This is a genomic window from Pseudomonas sp. LBUM1646, assembly GCF_059716165.1.
Genome location: NZ_CP166810.1, coordinates 2,011,748 through 2,034,027 on the forward strand (window position 1 = coordinate 2,011,748; position 22,280 = coordinate 2,034,027).

Consider the following 22,280-nt stretch of genomic DNA (forward strand, 5'->3'; position numbering starts at 1 on the left):
TTCGCTACCGGTGACCCCATGGCTTTTTCCGAACGTGTCTCGCGCCTTAAAAGTTCTTTGATCCGAGAAATCCTCGCTGCCGCCCAGCGCCCGGAAGTGATGTCGTTCGCCGGCGGCTTGCCGGCCGAAGCCATGCTGCCGAAAGTCGAGTGGGCCGATATGCCGCTGTCCATGGGCCAATACGGCATGAGCGAAGGCGAGCCGGCGCTGCGTGAAGCCTTGGCGGCCGAAGCGCGGAAGTTGGGCGTGCCATGCGAGGCGAGCCAGGTATTGGTGGTCAGCGGTTCCCAGCAAACCCTCGATCTGGCAGCCAAGCTCTACATCGACAAAGGCACCGAAATCCTGCTGGAAGCGCCGACCTATCTGGCGGCGCTGCAGATTTTCCAGTTGTTTGGCGCCGACTGCATCACCGTGCCGCTGGAAGCCGATGGTCCCGACCTGGTGCAATTGCGCGCGCGCTTGGAAAAACACCGTCCGGCGTTTATCTACCTGATTCCGACCTTCCAGAACCCGTCGGCCGTGCGCTACAGCGAAGCCAAGCGCGATGCCGTGGCGGCGTTGCTGGATGAGTTCAGCGTCACGTTGATCGAAGATGAGCCCTACCGCGAACTGACCTTTGACGGCGCCAGTGCCACGCCGATTGTCAGTCGCTTGAAAAAGGCCAGTTGGATCTACACTGGCACCGTGTCCAAAACCTTGCTGCCGGGCCTTCGGGTCGGATATCTGATTGCCAGTCCGGACTTGTTTCCGCACTTGCTGCGGCTCAAGCAATCGGCGGACCTGCACACCAATCGGGTGGGGCAGTGGCAGGCGCTGCAATGGATCGGCACCGAGAAATTCCAGCATCATCTGAGTGAGTTGCGGGACTTCTATCGGATTCGTCGGGATGCCTTCCAATCAGCGCTGGAAACACATTTTTCCGATCTGGCGGATTGGAACGTACCGCAAGGCGGGCTGTTTTTCTGGCTGACGCTCAAGCAACCGCTGGACACCCGCACCTTGCTCCAAAGCGCGCTGGCAGCAGATGTGGCGTTTATGCCCGGGGAGCCGTTCTTCCCTGACCCGGATAACAATCCCGGTCATTTGCGGCTGAACTTCAGCCACATTGATCCGGCGCGGCTGGATGAAGGGCTCAAGCGGTTGGCGGCGGTGGTGAGGCAGGCTCAGGCGGCAAAGGCAGCCTGAAGTCATAAAAAAACCGGCTTGAGGGCCGGTTTATTTTGGTCTGGGGTTTGCGATGGCGTCCGCAAACGCACCACTGAAAAATCAGGCTGCGGCAAACCGCTTATCCAGATAATCAATAATCACCTTGGACTCATACATCCAGGTGGTCTGCCCATTCTCTTCAATCCGCAAGCACGGCACCTTGATCTTGCCACCTTGGTCCAGCAGGGCCTGGCGATCCTGTTCGTTGTTCTTCGCATCGCGTAGCGCCACCGGCACGTTCAAGCGGCGCAGGGTGCGGCGGGTTTTCACGCAGAACGGACAGGCGTGAAACTGGTACAGGGTCAGGTCCTTGGCGGCGGTGTTGACCTGCGCTTGAACCTCGGCCGGGCGCTGTTTTTTGCCCGGGCGGGTGATGAAGTCGATAAAGATGATCAGTTGGCCAAGGCCGACACGAAGCGCTTTTACGAACACGTTGAAAGCCTCACGGTGGGAATTGAGAAAGGCGCGCAGCTTACCTGATTTTTCACAGGCGAAAAAAAACCGGCGATGAATGCCGGTTTTCTTCGTACTGCGGATTACTTGATCAGGCTGAGAAACTCGCTGCGAGTCGCGGCGTTTTCCCGGAACTCACCGAGCATCACCGAAGTGATCATCGACGAATTCTGCTTCTCGACACCGCGCATCATCATGCACATGTGCTTGGCCTCGATCACCACTGCAACGCCCAGGGCGCCGGTGACTTGCTGGACCGCATCGGCGATCTGGCGGCTGAGGTTTTCCTGGATCTGCAGGCGACGGGCGTACATATCGACGATCCGCGCGACTTTCGACAGCCCCAATACCTTGCCGCTCGGGATATAGGCGACGTGGGCTTTGCCGATGAACGGCAGCAGGTGGTGTTCGCACAGCGAGTAGAGCTCGATGTCCTTGACCAGCACCATTTCGCTGTTGTCGGAGCTGAACAAGGCACCGTTGGTGACTTCTTCCAGTGTTTGTTCATAGCCGCGGCAAAGGTACTGCATGGCTTTGGCGGCACGCTTTGGCGTGTCGAGCAGGCCCTCGCGGGAGACGTCCTCGCCCAATTGGCCGAGAATCGCGGTGTAATTCTGTTCCAGTGTCACAGGGGCTGATTCCATAAGGGTTTCAGAGGGGTACTGTTTCTGTTCGTACCAATTTTGTACCAATCAGGCTCTTTTCAAGCTTCCCGAGTTCACTCCAGTCAGTGCTGGAGTTGATCCATCGGGCGTAGGTCGATAGCAGCATCTGAACGCTATGACCGAGCTGAGTGGCGATAAACGCAGGGTTCATCCCCGACATGAGGGACATGGTAGCGTATGTGTGACGGCAGTTGTATTGCCGGCGGGCGCGAATGCCCAAATCGGTCAGCGCCGCCTGGAAGTGCTTGTCGGTCACACTGGACTGTTGGATGAACTCAAAGTTCTTGGTCGGCGGGAACACGAAGGGCGACTCGCCCTGCTTGCGACGGCTCTGCGTCACGCGCTGCTGGGCCACGCGCTTGGCCTCCTCGATGGCGTGCAACGCGCGGCTATTTAGCATGACTTGCCTGCCATTGCGGGTTTTGGTGCGCTCCTCAATCTTGTAGTCCGCGACGATCCGACACACGTTGACCAGCCGCTGTTCCTTGTCCACTTCGTCCCAGCGCAACGCCGCCATCTCACTCGGACGCATACCGGTATAAAAAGCGAACTCGAAGTGCGCCGCGTAGATCCGCATCGAACGGGTCAGCGTCTTATAAAGGTGGTCGATGATCGCGTCCGCTTCCGCCACTGTGAAAGGGTCGATGGGCTTCCTGGTCTTCGTTGGCAGTTCGATGGACTCGACGGGGTTGCGATTGAGCAGACCATCTTTCACTGCTGTGCCGAACAAGGTCGTTAGCCGTTGGATGGCCGAGCGCTTCACGCCCGACGATTTCCACTCAATGTCACCGACGATCTTGCGCAGCATCACCGAGGTGATGCTGTCGATGGGAAGCAATGCCAGATAAGGCATCCAGTACAGGTTGAGGGAGGCGAGGTAGTTCTTGCGCGTGCCTGCGATCTCGCGGCTGTTTAATCACTCCTGGGCATACTCCCCGAATCGGGAAGTTGCCGAGTAAGTGGCGTAGGTGGAGTTGGGGAACAGTTCGGTATAGCGCTGATCGTCGAGTACGCCGTGCTTGATCAGTCTCGTTTCGTTAGCGCGTAGATCAGTACCTGAGCAAATACGACACCGGCAACCTGGCTGCGAATCTGGGCAACTCGCCGGAAGCGGATGGGGATGGCCAGCGCTATCGCGGTCGCGGCCTGATTCAGGTGACCGGCCGCAACAACTACCTGCGCTGCAGCCTGGCCTTGTTCGGCGATGAGCGCTTGCTGCGAACCCCTGAACTGCTCGAGCTGCCGCAATGGGCCACCGAGTCGGCTGCGTGGTTCTGGTGGGTACGCGATTTGAACGCCCTGGCGGATCGGGATGAGTTCGACGCGATCACCCGCAAGATCAACGGCGGCCTCAATGGCCTGGCGGATCGACTGGAGTTGTGGGGCCGGGCGAGGGCGGTGCTATGCGTCTCGTCGACCTGATCCCGGCACCGTATCAGTTGCTCGCCAAAGGGATGCTGCTGGCCGCGTTGGCCGGCGGATCGGCCGCGCTGGCTTGGCAAGTCCAAGACTGCCGCTACGGCCAGCAGCTGGAGCAGCAAGCCCGGCTGCAGGCGGAAGCCCTTAACCAACAGACGCTGGCGGCGGCGACCCAACAACAAACCGAGCAGGACAAACGTCTGGCCCTGGAGCAACGGCTTTCTGCCAGTGAACAAACACATTACCGAGTTCTGAGCGATGCCCAACGTGATCAAGGTCGCCTGCGCGACCGCCTTGCCACTGCTGATCTGCGCCTGTCAGTCCTACTCGACGCCACCGCTGTTGCCGGCAACGACTCAGTACCAGCCACCACCGCCATCGGCGGCGTGGTTCATGGCGCCACAAGAGCCCAACTTGACCCGGCGCATGCTCAACGAATTATCGGCATCAGCGATTCCGGCGACCAAGGACTGATCGCGCTGGCGGCCTGCCAGGTCTATGCCAAAGAAGTATCAACACCGAAGTGAAAAAGAGCGGCCGGGGTGGATGCGTCAACATCCAGCCCGACCGCCGTCCCTGCAGAATGTCCCTGCAAGTCCAGCCAAGGCTCTTACTCCGTGCACGAAGCGCGGCGAGCCTAGAACCTGTTTATCCATACAGTAAAGGTCTTGCTCTCTATGTCTACCCCCATCATCCCTTGGATGGGCGGCAAACGCCGCCTGGCCGACCGCCTCATTCCGCTCTTCCCACCACACGAATGTCACGTCGAAGTCTTTGCCGGCGGTGCCGCGCTCTACTTCATGCGACCCCAGGCCGCGCCGGTTGAAGTCCTCAACGACATCAACGGCGACCTGGTCACGCTATACCGCGTCGTACAGAATCACCTGGAAGAATTCGTGCGCCAGTTCAAATGGGCACTCAGTTCGCGCCATGTGTTCGAGTGGCAGAAGATGACCCGCCCCGAAACCCTCACCGACATCCCGCGCGCCGCCCGATTCTTCTATCTGCAGCACCATGCCTTTGCGGGCAAGGTCACCGGCCAGACCTTCGGTACCGCCACCACCGGTCCGGCCATCAACCTGTTGCGGATCGAGGAAAACCTCTCGGCCGCCTGGCAGCGCCTGTCCGGCACCTATGTCGAACACCTACCCTGGCTTGAATGCGCCGAGCGCTACGACCGCGCCCATACCTTTCACTACATGGACCCGCCTTATTGGCAGACCGCTGGTTATGGTGTGGACTTTCCATTTGAAAACTATGAGCGAATGGCCGACTTTATGCGCCGTTGCAAAGGCAAGGTGATGGTCAGCATCAATGACCACCCGGATATCCGCCGAGTGTTTGAGGGCTTCCACTTTGAGACGCTCGACATCCGCTATAGCAACACTAATCAGCGCCAAGGCAAGGCCGAGGTCAGCGGCGAGCTGGTGATTATGAACTGGGAGCCCGCGGCGCTGGGAGGGTTGTTTTAATAATGCTGGTTAACGACCTGATTTGCTTGCGATAGGTTTGGAGTGGCGCGTTGCTGGGCGCGCGAGTTAGCGATGCGAGGCCTTTTGTTCGATTCGTTATAGGCGTCGTACGATCCGGTTTCTCCATGTCTCCGGATCGGGGAGTTGTTCACTCGCCTTTGAACCCCGGTAAGCCCTGAGCGGCACGCCACTCTTTTACTGTCTGCGTCACGCCTTCAGCGGAATTATCTTCCCCTGGTTCTGGGTAAAAAATGAGGTCGGTACCATCAGGGTGACCAGCAAGTTTCCTGAATTGTGCCAGAAGCTCACCAAGTTCTTCGTCTGAGCCTCCTTTGTTGGTAGCACGTATCCTTTGAATGAACTCGATGAACTCGGCTTCCGTGTAATCAGAAATGTTTGCCATGATGCGCCTACTTCTTCCTGTGCTGATTGATATGATTCTTAGGGGTGTTTACGCGTAAGTTATCTACATCATAGACGGCACCACCATCTACGATGCGCTCAACGTGGTGGATCTCAAATACACCTCGGGTTCCTACGGCTTCTCTCTCACGAACGGCAGGGGCATTGCCTGACATCAAACGGTCTTGAGCGTCTTCATTGAATTGGCTGAAAAGCTCCGGGTCATTCTTCACTGCATTCCAAAATGCAGTTCTGAATGTTTTGAAGCTTGAAAATTGACGTCCCCGGAGTACATCCGCGATTCGTGTCGGAATGGGTGCGCCCAAACCTGTATTCGCTCCAGCGAGCCAGATGCCAGCAACATCTTCACCCAACCCCGTTACGGTCCCCGAGCTAAGTCGGGCGCTGAGCATGATGTATATCGGTTGTATGTCAGTGCTTGGAAACCAGATTATGGCGTCCTGATACTCAGGTGGATGTTCTGGATTCACCAATGCCTTGTTGGATTGTTCGGTGGGCGGGTACACCCAAACAGAAGGAAGCTGCGGCGCTCCCTCCAGAGCAGGAATACCCAGCACATCGTCAGGATTCGATGCTGGAGTCCAAGTGAGGCCAATGCCGTTGCCGATGTCCGCGACAAACTTCTCGCCGTCCTTGGCTGCCTTGATGACAGGGACGTTTTCCCACTCCTTTTTCCCGCCTGTATAGAATCCGTAAGCATTAACTGAGCCATCCGGCAAGGTCTTCACATTGATACGGACGCGCGTACGGCCCGTATCAAGTGAGGCGTATTGCTCATTTTTGTAAAAGGCGCTGTCAGGCGAGATGCTAGTGTTCGGTATCAGCAACGCAACAGTACCCATCGCAAAGCCAGAAGCAACAACGCCTGATCCTTTTAGGAGACTCAGAGATAGCGATCCACCAAGACGTCGAGCAATTGCACTGCCAGTAGCAGACCCGCCCACCAGTTGCAGTAGGGTGCCTTGGGCGGTAATGGCGGTGCCGGTGGCCAGCACTGCCCATAGTCCGTAGTCGGCCAATTTCTCAACGGGCACAAACCCGGCTGGGTTGTTGTGATTGATGACACCGTCAGGAAGGTTGCAGCTCTTGGCAAACACACAGCCCATCGTGTCTGGCTTATCTTCCGGCTCCGGTGCAAGGTCTTTGTATTCCGCCCAACGCTGGGCGTGGGTATCGACAGGCTCGCCGCCGCTATAGCTATAGCCTTTCGGCGGGTTGGGTACATAACCGCTCATGCAGCGTCCTTGTTCGTCCTTGGAGGTTCCCGGCCTGAGGCTGGGGCAGAATGACGTTAACGGGAAGCGCAAGCGCTGGCTGTAGGACAATTCCTGTTAGCTGCGCTTATTTCCCTGTTCCATGTCATTGCAGAGAGCGGATGGTGACTGAACGAGCCCCATGAAAGACAGGACACCGTTTCCCTCTTACGATAAGGGATAGGCAAACGGTTATGTTTATGACTAACAGCAACGATAAGAGTGGTGAGCTTTTGGGTCAGGAGCGGCGACGCCGCTGGAGCCCGGAGCAAAAACTGGCCATGGTTCGCGAGAGCCTTGAGCCAGGGCAAAGTGTGTCGGTCGTCGCTCGGCGCAACGGCATCAATGCCAACCAGTTATTCCTGTGGCGCAAGCTGTATCAGGACGGCAGCCTGTCGGCGGTCAGTGCTGGCGAAGCCGTGGTGCCGGCCTCCGAGCTGAGCGATGCGCTCAAGCAGATCCGTGAGCTGCAACGGATGCTGGGCAAGAAAACGATGGAAGCCGAAATCCTCAAAGAGGCCGTGGAGATCGCCCGGTCGCGAAAATGGATTGCGCACTCACCCTTGTTGCCGGGGGACGACCAGTGAAGCTGGTCAGCGAATGTCTCGGTGTGGCGCGCTCGCAATTAACGGTTCGAATCAAGCAATCGGTATCGCCCAAAGTACGGCGAAGCAGGCCTGTGAACGATGTAGAGCTGGTCGCTGAAATCCAGCAAGAGGTCAGCGAACTGCCCAGCTATGGATACCGTCGCGTCTGGGGACTGCTGCGTCGTGCACGTGAAAAGCGGTCGCTGCCCGCGATCAACGTGAAACGGGTTTACCGGGTCATGCGTGATCACAATCTGCTGCTTGAACGCCGGATCAAACAGCCCGGCGTGCCGCGTCGGCACGAAGGCCGTATTGCGGTGGAAACCAGCGATACGCGTTGGTGCTCGGACGGCTTTGAGTTCCGCTGCGAGGACGGCGCCAAACTGAGCGTAACCTTCGCCCTGGATTGCTGTGATCGCGAAGCCATCGGCTGGGTCGCCAGCCCGACCGGGTACAGCGGCGATGATATCCGCGACTTGATGCTGGAAAGCATGGAGAAGCGTTTTGGTGATCAACTGCCCGCCACCCCAGTTCAATGGCTAAGCGACAACGGCTCGGCGTACACCGCCGAACAGACACGCCTGTTTGCTCGACAGATCGGCTTGCAGCCGGTAACCACCCCGGTACGCAGCCCGCAGAGCAACGGCATGGCCGAGAGCTTCGTGAAGACGATCAAGCGAGATTACGTGGCGCACATGCCCAAGCCAGATCGAGAAACGGCGTTGCGTAACCTGGCAATTGCCTTCGAGCACTACAGCGAGCAGCATCCGCACAGCGCCTTGAACTATCGCTCACCGAGGGAGTTCAGGCGCTTGGCGGCGGCATTAATTTAACAGGGAGTTGGTGTCCGGTTTTGTAGGGGCAAGTCCAGTACCTAAGCCCCGTTTTTATTGCCCCTGACGACCTAGAAGTCACCTCATGACATGGCGGTGTAATTCTGTTCCAGGGACATGAAACTACCTGTGGGATTTTTCGCAAAGGGCAAGGGTACGGTGGCGGACACGGCGCTGCAAGCGTGGCGCGACAGCTTTACTCGTCGCGACCTTCCATCATGGTCCGTTTGAGCAGCACATAAACCGCGCCGGCGCCGCCGTGTTTCGCTTGGCATGAGGTGAAGCCGAGCACTTGGGAATGCTGGCGCAGCCAAGTGTTGACGTGGCTTTTGATCATCGGCCGCTTGCCGTCCAGGCGCACAGCCTTGCCGTGGGTGACGCGCACGCAGCGGATTTCGAATTTGGTGGCTTCGGCGAGAAAGGCCCAGAGGGTTTCCCGGGCTTTTTCCACGTTCATGCCGTGCAGGTCGAGGCTGCCTTCGAACGGGATCTGGCCAATCTTGAGTTTGCGGATCTGGCTTTCCTGAACGCCGTCGCGGGCCCACATCAGCTCGTCTTCCGGGCCGACATCGATCACGAACTGGTCGGACAGGCCGTCAACGGTGGTGGCATCGGTGCGCACGGTGGCGGCCTGGCGCAGCTTGGCGATTTGCGCGCGGTCGCTTTTGGGTTTGCCGGTTTCGGCGCGATCGTGCTTGATCGGCTTGATGCCTTGGGTCGCACTTTTGAACAGGGAAAAATCGTCGTCTTGCATGTCAGCCTCCGCGAAGGCCGCCAGTTTACCCAAGTCACGACGCTATCCATAACAATTGGGCCCGGCAAGTTGCCGAGCCCAAGAATTCAGTCGTGTTTTTTCATCAAATGCGGGGCCATGTTCAGCGCTTGCGACTGGCGCGAGCGGCGCCGGCAGCGGCGCCACAGCCACACGCCGATGTACAGCACGAACAGGCCAATGACCACGATCACCGCCGCACCGACCTTATTGGTATTCAACTCGCCCATGGCGGGCGCGTGACCGAGCAGGCTGCCAACACCGGCCAGCGTCATCAACACGCCGAGCATCGCCAGCAGGGCGGCAATCGCTGCGCCGATTCGAAAACGCCAGTTGCTTTGGCCTTTGGGCCGCAAGCGGCGTGCGTCAAAACCATCGGATAACTTCATTCCGACCTTCCTCAATGGGTATCGGCCCTTCGACCGGGAGTTGACCGGGATGTTCCTGAGGCTAGGGCAATTGCAGCAAATGAGAGGCTTTTGCGGATGAGCGGCGGCAAGAACCGCTCATCGAACGTTGATCAGATCAGATCGTGGGTCAGGGCAAGGGTGGCGAAGTTGTCCGCCATGATCGCCATCTCGGTCTGCTGAACGTGCTCGGCGCTGAGTACACCGCCCTTGTAAGGCAGGTCGCGGGTAGCACAGGCATCCTCGACCAGGGTGCAGCGAAAGCCCAGGTTCTTCGCGGCGCGCACGGTGGTGCTGACGCTGGAATGACTCATGAAACCGCAGACGATCAGGTCCAGGGAGCCGAGGTCTTGCAGGCGATCGTACAGCGTGGTGCCGTGGAACGCGCTCGGCAGCAGCTTGCCGATGATGGTTTCGTCGCTCGTTGGCTCGAGCCCCGGAATGAACTCGCCGCGCTCGCCCTGTGGATCGAACAACCCGCCGACAGTGCCGAGGTGACGCACATGCACGATCGGCCGACCGGCTGCACGGGCAGCGGCCACTATTTGCTTGATGTTCGCGACGGCGGCATCCATGCCGCTCAGGGCCAGCGGGCCGCTGAGGTATTCTTTCTGGGCATCGATGATGATGAGGGTCGCCTGGCTCAGTTTGGCCGCCGGATAACCGCGACCGCTGAGTTGAAACATCGTTTGTGGAACGGACATTCTGGGGCTCCTTGGAGTGGGGCTTTTGCGACATTGTCCTCTGGCTGAGCGGTTCTGTGAATCGCTACCATCGTAGGCACCGTCGTTGTTGGCTTGCAGCCTTGTCAAGATGCTTATTTTGTTCAATAGCCAAGCGAAAAAATGGATAAGTCCTACATCTGATCCGGTGTTTTTCCTGCGTCGTCGTGGCGCGTTTTGGCTGTTAGAATCGCCAGTCGTTTTATTTGCCAGTCGTTTTATTTGGAGCTGCCGCTGTGATCACTTCCCGACTTCGTACCCTGCGCGACCATATTCGTTGGGCCGTCAGCCGCTTCCATGGGGAGGATCTGTTTTTCGGCCATGGGACCGACAACGCCTGGGACGAAGCCCGTCAACTGGTGTTGGGTGCGCTGCACCTGCCGTGGGAAATTGCCGACAGCTATCTGGACTGCAATCTGGAAGACGATGAGCTGGTCAATCTGCAACGGTTGCTCCGGCGCCGTATCGAAGAGCGCATTCCCACCGCTTACCTGTTGGGCGAGGCGTGGTTCTGTGGCATGTCGTTTATCGTTGATGAGCGTGTGCTGATCCCGCGTTCACCGATTGGCGAGCTGATCGAAAAGCGCTTTACGCCGTGGCTGGGCACCGACCCAGCGCGGATTCTCGACCTGTGCACCGGCTCCGGCTGCATCGGTATCGCCTGTGCCTACGAGTTCCAGAATGCCGAAGTGGTGTTGGCGGACCTGTCGTTCGAAGCGCTGGAAGTGGCCAACCAGAACATCGAGCGTCATGGCGTCGATGAGCGGGTGTATACGGTTCAGGGCGACGGCTTTGATGGTTTGCCAGGGCAACGTTTCGACCTGATCGTGTCGAACCCGCCCTACGTCGATGCGGAAGATTTCGCCGACATGCCGGACGAATACCAGCACGAACCGGAACTGGGCCTGGCGTGCGGTGACGACGGCTTGAACCTGGTACGCCGGATGCTCGCCGAAGCGGCGAATCACCTGACCGAGAAGGGTTTGTTGATTGTCGAAGTGGGCAACAGCCAGGTGCACGTCGAAGCGCTGTACCCGGAAGTCGACTTCGCCTGGCTCGATTTCGAGCGCGGTGGGCATGGGGTGTTCATGTTGACCGCAGAGCAGTGCCGCGATCATCAGGCGGTGTTCGCTTCTCGCGTTTAACCCGTAAAGATCGTTCCCACGCTCTGCGTGGGAATGCCTCCACAGACGCTCCGCGTTCGGCTTGAAAAGGGGCATGGAGCGTCCCGGGCCGCATTCCCGCGCAGAGCGTGGGAACGATCAGTCGTCAACGGTGCGTCGCAATCCAGATCAACAACCCCGCCTGAAACACCGAAAACGCCACCAGGCACGTAATCGTGAAACGCAGTCCGGCGTCTTCACGCTTGTACTTGCTGACTTTCTCTTCGTGCTTCTTGAGCTTCACTTCCTGCTCGGCCAGATTCTGCTCGGCCTGCTGAAGCATTTGCGCGGCTTCGAGAATTTCCACCTGTTGCAGCTTTTCACTGTTCCAGTCGGCCAGCAAGTCGCCGACCTGGACCTCTTTGACGCTGCCCTTCAAATGCTGGGCATCGGCGTAGGCCACATCAAAACCGTGTACGCGCAAAAAGTGATCGCGGCGCAGGCGCGTGTCTTCGTTCAGCGCGTCCTTGTTGTTCAGGTCGGCACCGTCGACGGTGTAGCCGGGCCAGCGCTTTTTCGCCCAACTAATGCCTTGAGCGGCGAGGTAACGCCCGATACCGCGGTTCATCGGTTCGATCTGCAACCCGCTCTCAGGCCCGAAATGCACGCGTTGGGTCTCGTGATCGACCCACACGTCCAAGTGATTCTGCTCTTTGCGCACCCGCTGGCCCGGCAGCTTGATGGTCAGGCGCATCAGGCTGCGTTCCTTGCTGTTGCGCTCGGCATAACCAAACTCGACAAAGCGCAACGGCCGGCTCCCGGTGTTGCGGTCGGTCTTCAGCGGCGCCAGGCGGAGCATCTTGTGGTGCTCGGCGTGGACGTCCGCCCACGGCAGCTCGACCGCTGGCGGTGCGTCTTTTTCAGCGGTGGTGTCGGGTGAAATCTGGGTATCAGTCATAACGGCGAGATCCTGTCCAAGCTCTGCTTGCCGCCAGTCATAGCGCTGGCGACAAAGGCTTATCGGCCGTTTTTTTCAAGACTGGAGGGCTAGGGAGCGTTCTCAGCTAGTTTTCACGCCGCGTTGTCGCCTTAAAGCGGGCCAGGCAAGGCGCAGGCCGCGGGGAATGGTTGTTCCCTTTCCAAGGCCTGCAACGCAGCCTGGCCCGCTTTAAGGAACAACCTGAAGGGCCGGGCCTGCTGTTGTGCAGGGCTGCGTTGCTCGAAGCTTATTTGGAATGACCAAACCACGCTTCTCGCGCCTTGCCCTGCACCGCAGCAGACCCGGCGCGGCGTGAAAACTAGCTGAGAACGCCCCCTGACAGCGCTTAACTGGAGCGAAGTCCGTCAATAAAACCGAGAATTCGCGAGCCGAGTTCGGCGGCCAGGGGCAATTGCGGATCCTTATAGGAGGCCAGTTGCCGTTTCACGTCGTTGGGCACGATGCGCATCACGTGGTTCATGCCCTCGATCACCGCCAGCTCAGCGTCGGGCTTGGCAGCCTTGAGCAGCCGTGCGTCACCGACACCGACCTGGATATCGCTGGTGCCCTGGATGATCAGCGCCGGCATCTTCAACTTGGCAAACGCCGCGGCCGGGTCTTGGCGGAACAGCGAAATCAGGTATGGCTGCACACTCGGGCGGAAAATCACCTGCAACTGCGGTGGGACGTTGTCGTCGGTGTGCCCGGCCTTAAGGCTGTCGAGCAGTTCATTGCTGCGCAGCATCAGCGGGGGTGGCAGGCGATTGCTCAATTGCTGGCGTAGCACCTGATCCACCGGCCGGGCGCTGCCGGACATGGAAATCACCGCCGCCGCACCGACACTCGGCGCCGCCAGGGTGGCAATCAAGGCGCCTTCGCTGTGGCCGAGCAAAATCAGTTGGCCAAAGCGCGGATCTGCTTTCAGTTTCTGGCTCCAGGCCTCGGCGTCGGCCACGTAGGCTTCCACTGAAAGATTGCGCTCGTCCGGCGTCGCGGCAAGGCTCGCTGCCACACCGCGTTTGTCGTAGCGCACGCTGGCGATATTGTGTTTGGCCAGCACCCAGGCCAGGCGCTTGAGGCTGTCGTTGCGTCCGCCGTCAGGGTTATTTCCGTCGCGATCCGTAGGACCTGAGCCGGAAATGATCAGGACAACCGGCACCGGTGTGTCGGATTTAGGCAGCAACAATGAGCCGAAAAGCTCTCCGGTGCCGGTATCCAAAGTAATCGGTCGTTGTAGGACAGTCGCCTGAACGAAGCCGGTAAACAGGGTAAGGCTCAAGGCTAGAACTCGCAGCATCATCACGCCATCATGAACAAGATGCCGGTTGGACTCGCGGGCACCCATAAGGTTCGAGGATGAACTACTTGGGTAGCCTGCGTATACTGGCGCGCATTACGTATTCAGGTTCGATTTCACGGAGCGTCCCGCATGTCCGGCAATACCTACGGCAAGCTGTTCACTGTCACCACCGCTGGCGAAAGCCATGGTCCGGCGTTGGTCGCCATTGTCGACGGCTGCCCGCCGGGTCTGGAGATTTCCCTGGAGGATCTGCAGCGTGACCTTGACCGCCGCAAACCCGGCACCAGCCGCCACACCACCCAGCGCCAGGAAGCCGACGAAGTCGAAATCCTCAGCGGTGTGTTCGAAGGTCGCACCACCGGTTGCGCCATCGGCCTGCTGATCCGCAACACCGACCAGAAGTCCAAGGACTACTCGGCGATCAAGGATCTGTTCCGTCCGGCCCATGCCGACTACACCTACCACCACAAATACGGCGAACGCGATTACCGCGGCGGCGGTCGCAGCTCGGCGCGGGAAACCGCGATGCGCGTGGCGGCCGGGGCGATTGCGAAGAAGTATCTGGCCAGCCAGGGCATTGTCATTCGTGGCTACATGAGCCAGCTCGGCCCGATCGAAATCCCGTTCAAGACCTGGGATTCGGTAGAAGAAAATGCGTTCTTCAGCCCCGACCCGGACAAAGTGCCGGAATTGGAAGCCTATATGGACCAGTTGCGCCGCGACCAGGATTCGGTCGGCGCGAAGATCACCGTGGTTGCTGAAGGCGTGATGCCTGGCCTCGGCGAGCCGATCTTCGACCGCCTCGATGCCGAACTGGCCCACGCGCTGATGAGCATCAACGCGGTCAAGGGCGTGGAAATCGGCGCCGGTTTTGCCAGCGTTGCCCAGCGCGGCACCGAACACCGCGATGAAATGACCCCGGAAGGTTTCCTCAGCAACAACGCCGGCGGCATTCTCGGCGGGATCTCGTCGGGCCAGCCGATCGTGGCGCACCTGGCGCTGAAGCCGACATCGAGCATCACCACGCCGGGCCGGTCCATCGACATCCATGGCAACCCGGTGGACGTGGTGACCAAGGGCCGCCACGACCCGTGCGTCGGCATCCGCGCCACGCCGATTGCCGAAGCGATGATGGCCATCGTGCTGATGGATCACCTGCTGCGTCACCGTGGGCAGAACGCCGATGTCCGGGTGAGCACGCCGGTGTTGGGTCAGCTTTAATGGCTGACCTGACAGCCGCTGTGGTCTGACGACTTTGGCGGCGCTCCCGTACTGGCGGCTTTCCAGTTTCTATCTGTTCTATTTCGCCTTGCTCGGTTCGACAGCGCCATTTCTGGCGCTGTACTTCGATCACCTGGGCTTTTCCAGCGCGCGCATCGGCGAGCTGGTGGCGATCCCGATGCTGATGCGCTGCGTGGCGCCGAACATCTGGGGCTGGCTCGGCGACTACACCGGCCGGCGTCTGGCCATCGTGCGTTTTGGCGCCGTGTGCACGCTGCTGACGTTCTCGCTGATCTTCGTCAGCAAGACCTACGCCTGGCTGGCGATGGTCATGGCCCTGCACGCGTTCTTCTGGCATGCGGTACTGCCGCAGTTCGAAGTCATCACCCTGGCGCACTTGAAAGGCCAGACCTCCCGCTACAGTCAGATCCGCTTGTGGGGTTCCATCGGTTTCATCATCACCGTGGTCGCGCTTGGACGGGTGTTCGAATGGTTGAGCCTGGATGTGTACCCGGTGGCGCTGGTGCTGATCATGGCCGGGATCGTCGTCAGCAGTTTGTGGGTGCCCAACGCGCAACCGGTCCAGAGCGAGCGGGTGACGGGGGAGGGTTTCCTCAAGCAATTGCGCAGCCCCGGGGTGTTGGCGTTTTACGCTTGCGTGGCACTGATGCAGATGAGCCACGGGCCGTATTACACCTTTCTGACCCTGCACCTTGAGCGTCTCGGTTATAGCCGTGGCGTGATCGGTATGCTCTGGGCCGTGGGCGTGGTGGCTGAAGTCTTGATGTTCCTGGCCATGAGCAAAATCCTCGCGCGGTTCTCGGTGCGCCGGGTGCTGATGGCGAGTTTTCTGCTGGCGGCCCTGCGTTGGTTGCTGCTAGGTTCGTTTGCCGAATTTCTTTGGGTACTGCTGTTCGCCCAAGTGCTGCACGCGGCGACGTTCGGCAGCTTTCACGCGGCTGCCATCCAGTTCGTGCAACGTAGTTTCGGTGCCCGTCAGCAGGGCCAGGGCCAAGCGTTGTACGCGGCACTGGCCGGTACCGGCGGCGCACTCGGCGCGTTGTATTCCGGCTACAGCTGGAACGCCCTCGGCGCCACATTGACCTTTAGTATTGCCAGCCTCGCAGCCTTCGCCGCTGCCGTTATCATTGCCACACGTATGCAAGAGGACCGGCCATGAGCCTTACCCGTGAACACCTCGCCCAGGAAATCATCGACGCCGGGCGTTTTTTGTATGGTCGCGGCTGGTCGCCGGCCACCAGCAGCAACTATTCAACGCGCCTGTCGCCGACCGAAGCGCTGCTGACGGTGTCCGGCAAGCACAAAGGCCAGTTGGGCCTCGACGATGTGCTGGCCACCGACCTGTCCGGCAACAGCCTGGAACCGGGCAAAAAGCCGTCCGCCGAAACCCTGCTGCACACCCAGCTCTACAGCTGGCGCCCGGAAATCGGTGCGGTGCTGCACACCCATTCGGTGAACGCCACGGTGCTGTCGCGCCTGACGCCGGAAGATTTCATCGAATTCGAAGACTACGAACTGCAAAAAGCCTTCAGCGGCGTCTCGACCCATGAGTCGTTGGTGCGGGTGCCGATTTTCGACAACGATCAGGACATTGCGCGCCTGGCCGCCAAGGTGCAGCCTTGGCTGGACGCCCATCCCGATTGCGTTGGTTACCTGATTCGCGGCCACGGTCTCTACACCTGGGGCGCGCGCATGAGCGACGCCCTGCGGCAGATCGAGGCCTTTGAATTTTTGTTCGAGTGCGAGTTGAAGACCCGCAGCGTCATGAACCGCCAAGGCTGACTTCACCAGAAGTCGCCCATTTGCCTGATGAAGCGCCGCGCCCGACCGGTCTGAAAGAACCGGACGGCGCGGCCGAAACCGAGGAATTGCCCCATGAGCAGCCTGTCCGTTTATCACGTCTCCAGCCCTGAAATACCGAACAAGGTTCTGACCCACTTCGAAGACATCGCCTCGACCCTGGCCGAACAGGGCGTGCGATTCGACCGCTGGCAAGCCACCGCGAAAATCCAGCCCGGCGCCAGCCAGGAAGAAGTGATCGCCGCGTACCAGGAACAGATCGACAAGCTGATGACCGAACGCGGTTACGTCACCGTCGATGTGATCAGCCTCAACAGCGATCACCCGCAAAAAGCCGAACTGCGGGCCAAGTTCCTCGATGAACACCGCCATGGCGAAGACGAAGTACGATTTTTCGTCGCCGGCCGTGGGCTGTTTACCCTGCACATCGACGATTACGTCTACGCCGTGCTCTGCGAGAAAAACGACCTGATCTCGGTCCCGGCCGGTACGCCGCATTGGTTCGACATGGGCGAGCATCCGTATTTCGTCGCGATTCGCCTGTTCAACAACCCCGAAGGTTGGGTCGCGAAGTTCACCGGCGAAGACATCGCCAACCGCTTCCCGCGCCTGGAGGACTGAGTCGATGCCGATCAAAGCGATTCTCACCGACATCGAAGGCACCACCAGCGCGGTGAGTTTTGTGTTCGACGTGCTGTTTCCCTACGCGGCTAAACACTTGCCGGACTTTGTTCGCCAAAACGCTGCGCGAACGGATGTCGCCGAGCAACTGGACGCGGTGCGCCGGGACAGCAACGAACCTCAGGCCAATATCGAGCGGGTGATCGAAATCCTCCTGGGCTGGATCGCCGAAGACCGCAAGGCCACGCCGCTCAAGGCGTTGCAAGGCATGGTCTGGGAGCAGGGTTATCAGGCCGGGCAGTTGAAGGGCCACGTGTACCCGGACGCCGTTGAAGCGCTGAAGCGCTGGCATCAGGCCGGTTATCAACTGTTTGTGTATTCCTCGGGCTCGATCCAGGCGCAGAAACTGATCTTCGGCTGCTCCGAGGCAGGGGATCTGTCGCCGCTGTTCAGCGGTTACTTCGACACCACTTCGGGGCCGAAACGCGAAGCGCAGTCCTACCAACGTATCACCCAGGCGATTGGTGTGGATCCAGCGCAGATTCTGTTCCTGTCCGACATCGTCGAAGAGCTGGACGCGGCGCGCGCGGCGGGCATGGCGACTTGCGGATTGGCGCGAGAGGGTGGTGAATTGGCAGGGCACGTGACCGTTGACAGCTTTGCGCGGATCGATCCTTCCTCCGCATAACCCGCAAAACCTGTGGGGATGGTGTTACTCCAGATACAACTCAGGCCGTGAAGCGAAAGCTCCCACGGCCTGTTTGTTTAAAGCGGCGAACGATTTACACCGAATGATAAGTCGGCAAAGCAAACCGCTGCTGACTTTGCAGCATGGAGATCTGTGGCAGTTCGCTGGCCTGTTCAGCCAGGTCACGGCGAATAGCACTGATCACCCACGAAAGCTGATCGCCAGCATGCAATTGCTGGTAGGAAATCGAACGTTTAAAGACTTTGCCTTCGGTGCTGCGCAGTGTCAGCAGAATGCCGCCGTCAGGTCGTGCCTGGGTGGTCACGTCGAAGTTGGAGAACAGCGAGGTAAATTTTTCTTGGATCAGGCTCATGTCTATCAGCTCCGTTAGCACTTGATTAGCAAGCATGGAGAGGTAGTTGCAGCGATTGTGCCAGCACTGATTTTTTTTAAAATCGTTATAAATCAATAAGTTATTTATATGTCGTTTTTTTGCTTTCGTGCAATCTGCATGAATGGCCATCGTGCATCCTGCATTTTGCGTGGTCGCACGCAATTTGATGGAACCAATGGCACGGCCAGGGTTCGCGTTTTCAGAGGCATCGAAGGCGGATACAAAACATTGCAAAAACCGCGTGTACAGCTCCAGAACCGCTGACGTATTTTCGGGCTGAATCAACGCCGCCCGACAATAAGAAGATCGAACGGGAGCTACCATGAGCGACACGATCACCTGGGGCATGATGCTCCGCAAATTGCCGACCATCGCCAAAGCCATTCCCCGCGTGGTGAAGGGCATGAAGGTCGCTAACGTCAAGGACCCGACCCAACCGTGTGGCCTCGGCTGGAGCTTCGAGCAAGCGACCTTGCGCAATCCCGACGGCTTCGCCTTGCTGCAAGACGCGGTGGCGCTGACGTATACGCAGGTCAATCAGTGGGCCAACCGCATTGCTCATCACCTGATCGGCCAAGGGATTGGCAAGGGCGATGTGGTGGCGATCTTCATCGAGAACCGTCCGGAACTGCTGGTGACAATCCTGGCGGTGGCCAAGGTCGGTGCGATCAGCGCGCTACTCAATACCTCCCAGACCCGCGATACCCTGGCCCACAGCCTGAACCTGGTGGCGCCGGTGGCGATCATTGTCGGGGAAGAGCTGGCGCCGGCCTATTCGGCGGTTCGCGGGCGGGTCGACATCGCGCCGACACGCACCTGGTTCGTCGCCGACCGCGATACTTACAGTTATCCGGGCATTTTGCCCGACAGCTTCATCAACCTGATGATGGCCAGCGCTGACGCCCCTGACGGCAACCCGGCCAGCAGTCAGCAGGTGTTTTTCGACGACCCTTGCTTCTACATCTATACCTCCGGCACTACAGGGTTGCCCAAGGCTGGCGTGTTCAAGCACGGACGCTGGATGCGCAGCTCCGCCAGCTTCGGTCTGATCGCCCTGGATATGCAGCCGCAGGATGTCGTCTATTGCACCTTGCCGCTCTATCACGCCACCGGGCTTTGCGTGTGCTGGGGCTCAGCCATCAGTGGTGCCGCGGGGTTCGTCATTCGCCGCAAGTTCAGCGCGAGTCAGTTCTGGAACGATGTACGCAAGTACCGCGCGACCACCCTCGGTTATGTTGGCGAATTGTGCCGCTACCTGGTCGATCAACCTGTCAGTGCCGACGACAACCGACACGGCGTGACCAAGATGATCGGCAATGGCCTGCGCCCCGGTGCCTGGCGCGAATTCAAGACGCGATTCGGGGTGCACCACATCTGCGAGCTGTACGCGGCCAGCGACGGCAACATCGGTTTTACCAACATCCTCAACTTCGACAACACCATCGGTTTTTCCCTGATGTCCTGGGAACTGGTGGCGTACGACCACGACAGCGGCGCGCCGATTCGCAATGCCAAGGGTTTGATGAGCAAAGTAGCCAAGGGCGGGCAGGGCTTGTTGCTGGCGAAAATCGACGACAAGGCGCCGCTGGACGGCTACACCGATCCGCAGAAAACCGAGAAAGTCGTGCTCCACGATGTGTTCGCCAAGGGCGACCGTTACTTCAATACCGGCGACCTGCTGCGCAACATCGGTTTCGGTCACGCGCAGTTTGTCGATCGTCTGGGCGACACCTACCGCTGGAAGGGCGAGAACGTCTCCACTACCGAGGTCGAAAACATTCTTTTGCAGCACCCGAACATTTGCGAGGCGGTGGCGTATGGCGTGGAAATCTGCAACACCAACGGCCGAGCCGGGATGGCGGCGATTACCCCCGCCGAATCCCTGGCGACCCTGGATTTCACCGAGCTGCTGACCTTTGCGCGCCAACACATGCCGGCGTACGCGGTGCCGTTGTTCCTGCGGCTGAAGGTGAAAATGGAAACCACCGGGACCTTCAAATACCAGAAGACCCGGCTCAAGGATGAAGCCTTCGACCCGAGTAAAACCGGCGATGACCCGATCTACGCCTGGCTACCCGGCACCCAGACGTACGTGCAAGTCACTGAGCAGGTGCTGGCGGATATTCGTGGTGGCAAGTACCGCTATTGAATCTGGCTATGGCCGCTCTTGAGAAAAAAGGAGTGACAGGTGCCGGAGCGCTCGGGAAACTGTCGACTTTCCGATTGACCGAATAGAGAGTTCTCCATGTCAGACCAAAGCCGCCAGATGACGCCCGAAGAAGCCGCTGAATTTGCCGAACAGGTGTTCAACAAAGCGCGCGAGGGCGATGCGGCCATGATGGCTGCGCTGCTGACCAAAGGCCTGCCGCCGAACCTGCGTAACCACAAGGGCGACACCTTGCTGATGCTCGCCGCCTATCACGGCCACGTCGAAACCGTGAAAGTGCTGCTGGAACACAAGGCCGACCCGGAAATCCGCAACGACAACGGCCAGAGCCCGATTGCCGGCGCCGCGTTCAAGGGCGACCTGGCGGTGGTCACGGCATTGGTCGAAGGCGGCGCGCAAGTGGAAGGTTCGTCGTTCGACGGCCGCACGGCGCTGATGATGGCAGCGATGTTCAACCGCGTTGAAATCGTCGATTACCTGATCAGCAAAGGCGCCGACCCGCAAGCCAAGGACGCCAATGGCGTTTCGGCGCTGGACGCGGCGAAGACTATGGGTGCCGTTGATACCACTGCGCAATTACAGAAATTGTTGGCGTAACCCTCTAGGAGCAGGCTTGCCCGCGATGGCGATCCTCGAGATCGCCATCGTGGGCAAGCGTTGCTCCTACAGAACCATTGCGGGGCCTTTTGCGCTATCCTTCGCGCCCTAAAATTTCCCTCGCTACAGGATTCATCCCCCATGAAAACCGCACTCGTCGAACTCATCAGCAAAATCAGCTCCGGGTGCATGGGCGATGACGAAATCCTGAAGATCGCTGACGAAGCGGCCCAGGCCTACGCCGATCCCGAGGCTTTTCTGACAGCCAACCCGGACATCAACTTCGACGACACCTTCCCGATGCCATTGGGCGAATGGGTGGTGGTGGGCAGTCTGCCGGAGACCGTGCTGTTCCAGGCCGATACCTACATGGACCTGTTCGCCCAGATTGTCGCCTCGTTCGGCCCCGGCGTAGATTTCAACATCAAACCCAAGCAACTGGCCAAAACCGAAGCCCTGACCGCGCTCAACCGCATTCAGGTGCAGATGGACAGCATGAACAAGGAGAACGGCGGTTACACGCTGATGAACTTCAGCCAGTTGCTCGACGACGAACTGCAAGTGGTGCTGGTCTACGGCAACGACGTGCCGCGCGTACTCGAACTGTGCGCCCAGGTCGGTATCGCCGCCGCACCATCCCTGGAAGCGTTGAAAGTGGCCATCCACGTTTAATGCAATAAAACGGAACCCTCGCACGGGCCGACTATCCTAAGACTGCATGCCACTATCTTGGGAGCGACACCATGGGTTCCAGTTTCAACGGTCTGGTTGGCCTGATCATTCTTGCCCTGGACATCTGGGCCATCATCAACGTGCTGAAAAGCGGCGCCGAAACCGGGATGAAAATCATCTGGGTGCTGCTGATCCTGCTGCTGCCGGTACTGGGCCTGATCATCTGGGCCATCGCCGGGCCACGGGGCAATGTCCGCATCTGACAGACATGACGCCGAAACCGTCGGAGCAAAGCTTGCTCGCGAAGAACGATGACGCGGTCTAACAGGATTACCGCGTCATCGTTCTTGGCGAGCAAGCTTTGCTCCTACAGGATCGCGGCGAGTCATCACGTGACGTTCGACCTGTCATGTTCCGCAACGTAGAATGCGCGCCTTTCCCGGGCAATCGAGCCTTTCGATTGGCCATCATGGGCGGGTAACCGTCCGTTGCCGCCGCATTCATC

At 59.2% G+C, this 22,280-nt stretch carries 25 protein-coding genes and 1 pseudogene; 15 read left to right on the forward strand and 11 right to left on the reverse strand.

The window, feature by feature from the left end:
* The first annotated feature begins 18 nt into the window (after positions 1 to 18).
* Entirely contained in the window at positions 19 to 1,185 is a 1,167-nt protein-coding gene (locus ACA071_RS09020; protein WP_497644011.1) for an aminotransferase-like domain-containing protein, read from the forward strand.
* 81 nt (positions 1,186 to 1,266) lie between these two features.
* Here ACA071_RS09020 and ACA071_RS09025 read toward each other — a convergent pair whose 3' ends face one another.
* The 3 genes from ACA071_RS09025 to ACA071_RS09035 all read right to left on the reverse strand — a co-directional run bounded on the left by ACA071_RS09025 (position 1,267) and on the right by ACA071_RS09035 (position 3,177).
* Complete coding sequence (locus ACA071_RS09025; RefSeq protein ID WP_497644012.1) at positions 1,267 to 1,638, reverse strand: glutathione S-transferase N-terminal domain-containing protein; 372 nt, start codon at positions 1,636 to 1,638, stop codon at positions 1,267 to 1,269.
* Between the two features lie 104 nt (positions 1,639 to 1,742).
* On the reverse strand, positions 1,743 to 2,288 hold the full coding sequence (gene folE, locus ACA071_RS09030) for a GTP cyclohydrolase I FolE (RefSeq protein WP_010456659.1): 546 nt from the start codon (positions 2,286 to 2,288) through the stop codon (positions 1,743 to 1,745).
* Between the two features lie 22 nt (positions 2,289 to 2,310).
* Complete coding sequence (locus ACA071_RS09035; RefSeq protein WP_497644013.1) at positions 2,311 to 3,177, reverse strand: tyrosine-type recombinase/integrase; 867 nt, start codon at positions 3,175 to 3,177, stop codon at positions 2,311 to 2,313.
* 194 nt (positions 3,178 to 3,371) lie between these two features.
* On the opposite strand from ACA071_RS09035, the pseudogene ACA071_RS09040 reads away from it, so the two are divergent.
* The 3 genes and pseudogenes from ACA071_RS09040 to ACA071_RS09050 all read left to right on the forward strand — a co-directional run.
* Positions 3,372 to 3,746: pseudogene (locus ACA071_RS09040) on the forward strand (glycoside hydrolase family 19 protein); the annotation flags it as partial.
* Complete coding sequence (locus ACA071_RS09045) at positions 3,728 to 4,270, forward strand: lysis system spanin subunit (protein ID WP_497644014.1); 543 nt, start codon at positions 3,728 to 3,730, stop codon at positions 4,268 to 4,270. The pseudogene ACA071_RS09040 and the gene ACA071_RS09045, both read left to right, overlap by 19 nt.
* Positions 4,271 to 4,420: 150 nt before the next feature.
* The gene (locus ACA071_RS09050; protein ID WP_497644015.1) at positions 4,421 to 5,215 is read left to right on the forward strand and encodes a DNA adenine methylase; all 795 of its coding nucleotides are present in this window, start codon (positions 4,421 to 4,423) and stop codon (positions 5,213 to 5,215) included.
* Between the two features lie 148 nt (positions 5,216 to 5,363).
* On the opposite strand, the gene ACA071_RS09055 is transcribed toward ACA071_RS09050, so the two are convergent.
* The gene (locus ACA071_RS09055) at positions 5,364 to 5,618 is read right to left on the reverse strand and encodes a bacteriocin immunity protein (RefSeq protein WP_497644016.1); all 255 of its coding nucleotides are present in this window, start codon (positions 5,616 to 5,618) and stop codon (positions 5,364 to 5,366) included.
* 7 nt (positions 5,619 to 5,625) lie between these two features.
* Entirely contained in the window at positions 5,626 to 6,873 is a 1,248-nt protein-coding gene (locus tag ACA071_RS09060) for an S-type pyocin domain-containing protein (protein WP_497644017.1), read from the reverse strand.
* Between the two features lie 218 nt (positions 6,874 to 7,091).
* Between ACA071_RS09060 and ACA071_RS09065 the strand changes: the two genes are divergently transcribed.
* Positions 7,092 to 8,311, forward strand: a protein-coding gene (locus ACA071_RS09065; protein ID WP_497644018.1) for an IS3 family transposase whose coding sequence is annotated in 2 segments (ribosomal slippage) — positions 7,092 to 7,437 and positions 7,437 to 8,311 — 1,221 coding nt in all. Because the reading frame shifts where the segments join, the coding sequence is not laid out codon by codon here.
* A gap of 196 nt (positions 8,312 to 8,507) precedes the next feature.
* On the opposite strand, the gene ACA071_RS09070 is transcribed toward ACA071_RS09065, so the two are convergent.
* From ACA071_RS09070 to ACA071_RS09080, 3 genes are all read right to left on the reverse strand, one after another.
* A complete protein-coding gene (locus ACA071_RS09070; RefSeq protein ID WP_133836618.1) occupies positions 8,508 to 9,065 on the reverse strand; it encodes a Smr/MutS family protein in 558 nt (185 codons plus the stop codon).
* 86 nt (positions 9,066 to 9,151) lie between these two features.
* A complete protein-coding gene (locus ACA071_RS09075; protein ID WP_497644019.1) occupies positions 9,152 to 9,472 on the reverse strand; it encodes a hypothetical protein in 321 nt (106 codons plus the stop codon).
* Between the two features lie 131 nt (positions 9,473 to 9,603).
* Entirely contained in the window at positions 9,604 to 10,194 is a 591-nt protein-coding gene (locus ACA071_RS09080; protein WP_497644020.1) for a cysteine hydrolase family protein, read from the reverse strand.
* Positions 10,195 to 10,448: 254 nt separating this feature from the next.
* Here ACA071_RS09080 and prmB point away from each other — a divergent pair, with 254 nt between their 5' ends.
* Entirely contained in the window at positions 10,449 to 11,357 is a 909-nt protein-coding gene (gene prmB, locus ACA071_RS09085; protein WP_497644021.1) for a 50S ribosomal protein L3 N(5)-glutamine methyltransferase, read from the forward strand.
* Between the two features lie 124 nt (positions 11,358 to 11,481).
* Here prmB and ACA071_RS09090 read toward each other — a convergent pair whose 3' ends face one another.
* On the reverse strand, positions 11,482 to 12,273 hold the full coding sequence (locus tag ACA071_RS09090) for a hypothetical protein (RefSeq protein ID WP_497644022.1): 792 nt from the start codon (positions 12,271 to 12,273) through the stop codon (positions 11,482 to 11,484).
* A gap of 367 nt (positions 12,274 to 12,640) precedes the next feature.
* Positions 12,641 to 13,639: an alpha/beta hydrolase gene (locus ACA071_RS09095; RefSeq protein ID WP_497644023.1), complete on the reverse strand. Its 999-nt coding sequence runs from the start codon at positions 13,637 to 13,639 to the stop codon at positions 12,641 to 12,643.
* Between the two features lie 84 nt (positions 13,640 to 13,723).
* Between ACA071_RS09095 and aroC the strand changes: the two genes are divergently transcribed.
* The 5 genes from aroC (at position 13,724) to mtnC (ending at position 17,945) form a co-directional block, all read left to right on the forward strand.
* Complete coding sequence (aroC, locus tag ACA071_RS09100) at positions 13,724 to 14,815, forward strand: chorismate synthase (RefSeq protein ID WP_497644024.1); 1,092 nt, start codon at positions 13,724 to 13,726, stop codon at positions 14,813 to 14,815.
* A 34-nt stretch (positions 14,816 to 14,849) separates the two neighbouring features.
* Entirely contained in the window at positions 14,850 to 15,995 is a 1,146-nt protein-coding gene (locus ACA071_RS09105; RefSeq protein WP_133836624.1) for an MFS transporter, read from the forward strand.
* Positions 15,992 to 16,618, forward strand: coding sequence for a methylthioribulose 1-phosphate dehydratase (locus ACA071_RS09110; protein WP_497644025.1), 627 nt, complete (start codon positions 15,992 to 15,994; stop codon positions 16,616 to 16,618). Before ACA071_RS09105 ends, ACA071_RS09110 begins: the two co-directional genes overlap by 4 nt.
* Before the next feature lie 93 nt (positions 16,619 to 16,711).
* Positions 16,712 to 17,257 (forward strand): 1,2-dihydroxy-3-keto-5-methylthiopentene dioxygenase, encoded by a 546-nt coding sequence (locus ACA071_RS09115; RefSeq protein ID WP_497644026.1) that lies wholly within the window; start codon positions 16,712 to 16,714, stop codon positions 17,255 to 17,257.
* 4 nt (positions 17,258 to 17,261) lie between these two features.
* Entirely contained in the window at positions 17,262 to 17,945 is a 684-nt protein-coding gene (gene mtnC, locus ACA071_RS09120) for an acireductone synthase (protein ID WP_497644027.1), read from the forward strand.
* A 94-nt stretch (positions 17,946 to 18,039) separates the two neighbouring features.
* Here the strand turns inward: mtnC and ACA071_RS09125 are convergent, their stop codons facing one another.
* Positions 18,040 to 18,318, reverse strand: a complete 279-nt coding sequence (locus tag ACA071_RS09125; RefSeq protein ID WP_123403165.1) for a DUF3509 domain-containing protein — start codon at positions 18,316 to 18,318, stop codon at positions 18,040 to 18,042.
* Positions 18,319 to 18,661: 343 nt separating this feature from the next.
* Between ACA071_RS09125 and ACA071_RS09130 the strand changes: the two genes are divergently transcribed.
* The 4 genes from ACA071_RS09130 to ACA071_RS09145 all read left to right on the forward strand — a co-directional run bounded on the left by ACA071_RS09130 (position 18,662) and on the right by ACA071_RS09145 (position 22,038).
* Positions 18,662 to 20,488: a long-chain-acyl-CoA synthetase gene (locus ACA071_RS09130; protein ID WP_497644028.1), complete on the forward strand. Its 1,827-nt coding sequence runs from the start codon at positions 18,662 to 18,664 to the stop codon at positions 20,486 to 20,488.
* 96 nt (positions 20,489 to 20,584) lie between these two features.
* Complete coding sequence (locus tag ACA071_RS09135; RefSeq protein ID WP_497644029.1) at positions 20,585 to 21,103, forward strand: ankyrin repeat domain-containing protein; 519 nt, start codon at positions 20,585 to 20,587, stop codon at positions 21,101 to 21,103.
* A gap of 141 nt (positions 21,104 to 21,244) precedes the next feature.
* Positions 21,245 to 21,775: a hypothetical protein gene (locus ACA071_RS09140; protein WP_497644030.1), complete on the forward strand. Its 531-nt coding sequence runs from the start codon at positions 21,245 to 21,247 to the stop codon at positions 21,773 to 21,775.
* Between the two features lie 71 nt (positions 21,776 to 21,846).
* Positions 21,847 to 22,038: a PLDc N-terminal domain-containing protein gene (locus ACA071_RS09145; RefSeq protein ID WP_123403173.1), complete on the forward strand. Its 192-nt coding sequence runs from the start codon at positions 21,847 to 21,849 to the stop codon at positions 22,036 to 22,038.
* Positions 22,039 to 22,280: the final 242 nt, after the last annotated feature.

Excerpts from the sequence above, each read along its gene's own strand:
- ACA071_RS09095 (WP_497644023.1), bottom strand. The coding sequence starts at position 13,639 with ATGGGTGCCCGCGAGTCCAACCGGCATCTTGTTCATGATGGCGTGATG.
- ACA071_RS09055 (WP_497644016.1), bottom strand. The coding sequence starts at position 5,618 with ATGGCAAACATTTCTGATTACACGGAAGCCGAGTTCATCGAGTTCATT.
- ACA071_RS09020 (WP_497644011.1), top strand. The coding sequence starts at position 19 with ATGGCTTTTTCCGAACGTGTCTCGCGCCTTAAAAGTTCTTTGATCCGA.
- ACA071_RS09145 (WP_123403173.1), top strand. The coding sequence starts at position 21,847 with ATGGGTTCCAGTTTCAACGGTCTGGTTGGCCTGATCATTCTTGCCCTG.
- ACA071_RS09050 (WP_497644015.1), top strand. The coding sequence starts at position 4,421 with ATGTCTACCCCCATCATCCCTTGGATGGGCGGCAAACGCCGCCTGGCC.
- ACA071_RS09045 (WP_497644014.1), top strand. The coding sequence starts at position 3,728 with ATGCGTCTCGTCGACCTGATCCCGGCACCGTATCAGTTGCTCGCCAAA.
- ACA071_RS09090 (WP_497644022.1), bottom strand. The coding sequence starts at position 12,273 with ATGACTGATACCCAGATTTCACCCGACACCACCGCTGAAAAAGACGCA.
- mtnC (WP_497644027.1), top strand. The coding sequence starts at position 17,262 with ATGCCGATCAAAGCGATTCTCACCGACATCGAAGGCACCACCAGCGCG.
- ACA071_RS09075 (WP_497644019.1), bottom strand. The coding sequence starts at position 9,472 with ATGAAGTTATCCGATGGTTTTGACGCACGCCGCTTGCGGCCCAAAGGC.
- ACA071_RS09060 (WP_497644017.1), bottom strand. The coding sequence starts at position 6,873 with ATGAGCGGTTATGTACCCAACCCGCCGAAAGGCTATAGCTATAGCGGC.
- ACA071_RS09080 (WP_497644020.1), bottom strand. The coding sequence starts at position 10,194 with ATGTCCGTTCCACAAACGATGTTTCAACTCAGCGGTCGCGGTTATCCG.
- ACA071_RS09125 (WP_123403165.1), bottom strand. The coding sequence starts at position 18,318 with ATGAGCCTGATCCAAGAAAAATTTACCTCGCTGTTCTCCAACTTCGAC.
- ACA071_RS09110 (WP_497644025.1), top strand. The coding sequence starts at position 15,992 with ATGAGCCTTACCCGTGAACACCTCGCCCAGGAAATCATCGACGCCGGG.
- ACA071_RS09135 (WP_497644029.1), top strand. The coding sequence starts at position 20,585 with ATGTCAGACCAAAGCCGCCAGATGACGCCCGAAGAAGCCGCTGAATTT.
- ACA071_RS09115 (WP_497644026.1), top strand. The coding sequence starts at position 16,712 with ATGAGCAGCCTGTCCGTTTATCACGTCTCCAGCCCTGAAATACCGAAC.
- ACA071_RS09070 (WP_133836618.1), bottom strand. The coding sequence starts at position 9,065 with ATGCAAGACGACGATTTTTCCCTGTTCAAAAGTGCGACCCAAGGCATC.
- ACA071_RS09130 (WP_497644028.1), top strand. The coding sequence starts at position 18,662 with ATGAGCGACACGATCACCTGGGGCATGATGCTCCGCAAATTGCCGACC.
- ACA071_RS09035 (WP_497644013.1), bottom strand. The coding sequence starts at position 3,177 with ATGCCTTATCTGGCATTGCTTCCCATCGACAGCATCACCTCGGTGATG.
- aroC (WP_497644024.1), top strand. The coding sequence starts at position 13,724 with ATGTCCGGCAATACCTACGGCAAGCTGTTCACTGTCACCACCGCTGGC.
- ACA071_RS09140 (WP_497644030.1), top strand. The coding sequence starts at position 21,245 with ATGAAAACCGCACTCGTCGAACTCATCAGCAAAATCAGCTCCGGGTGC.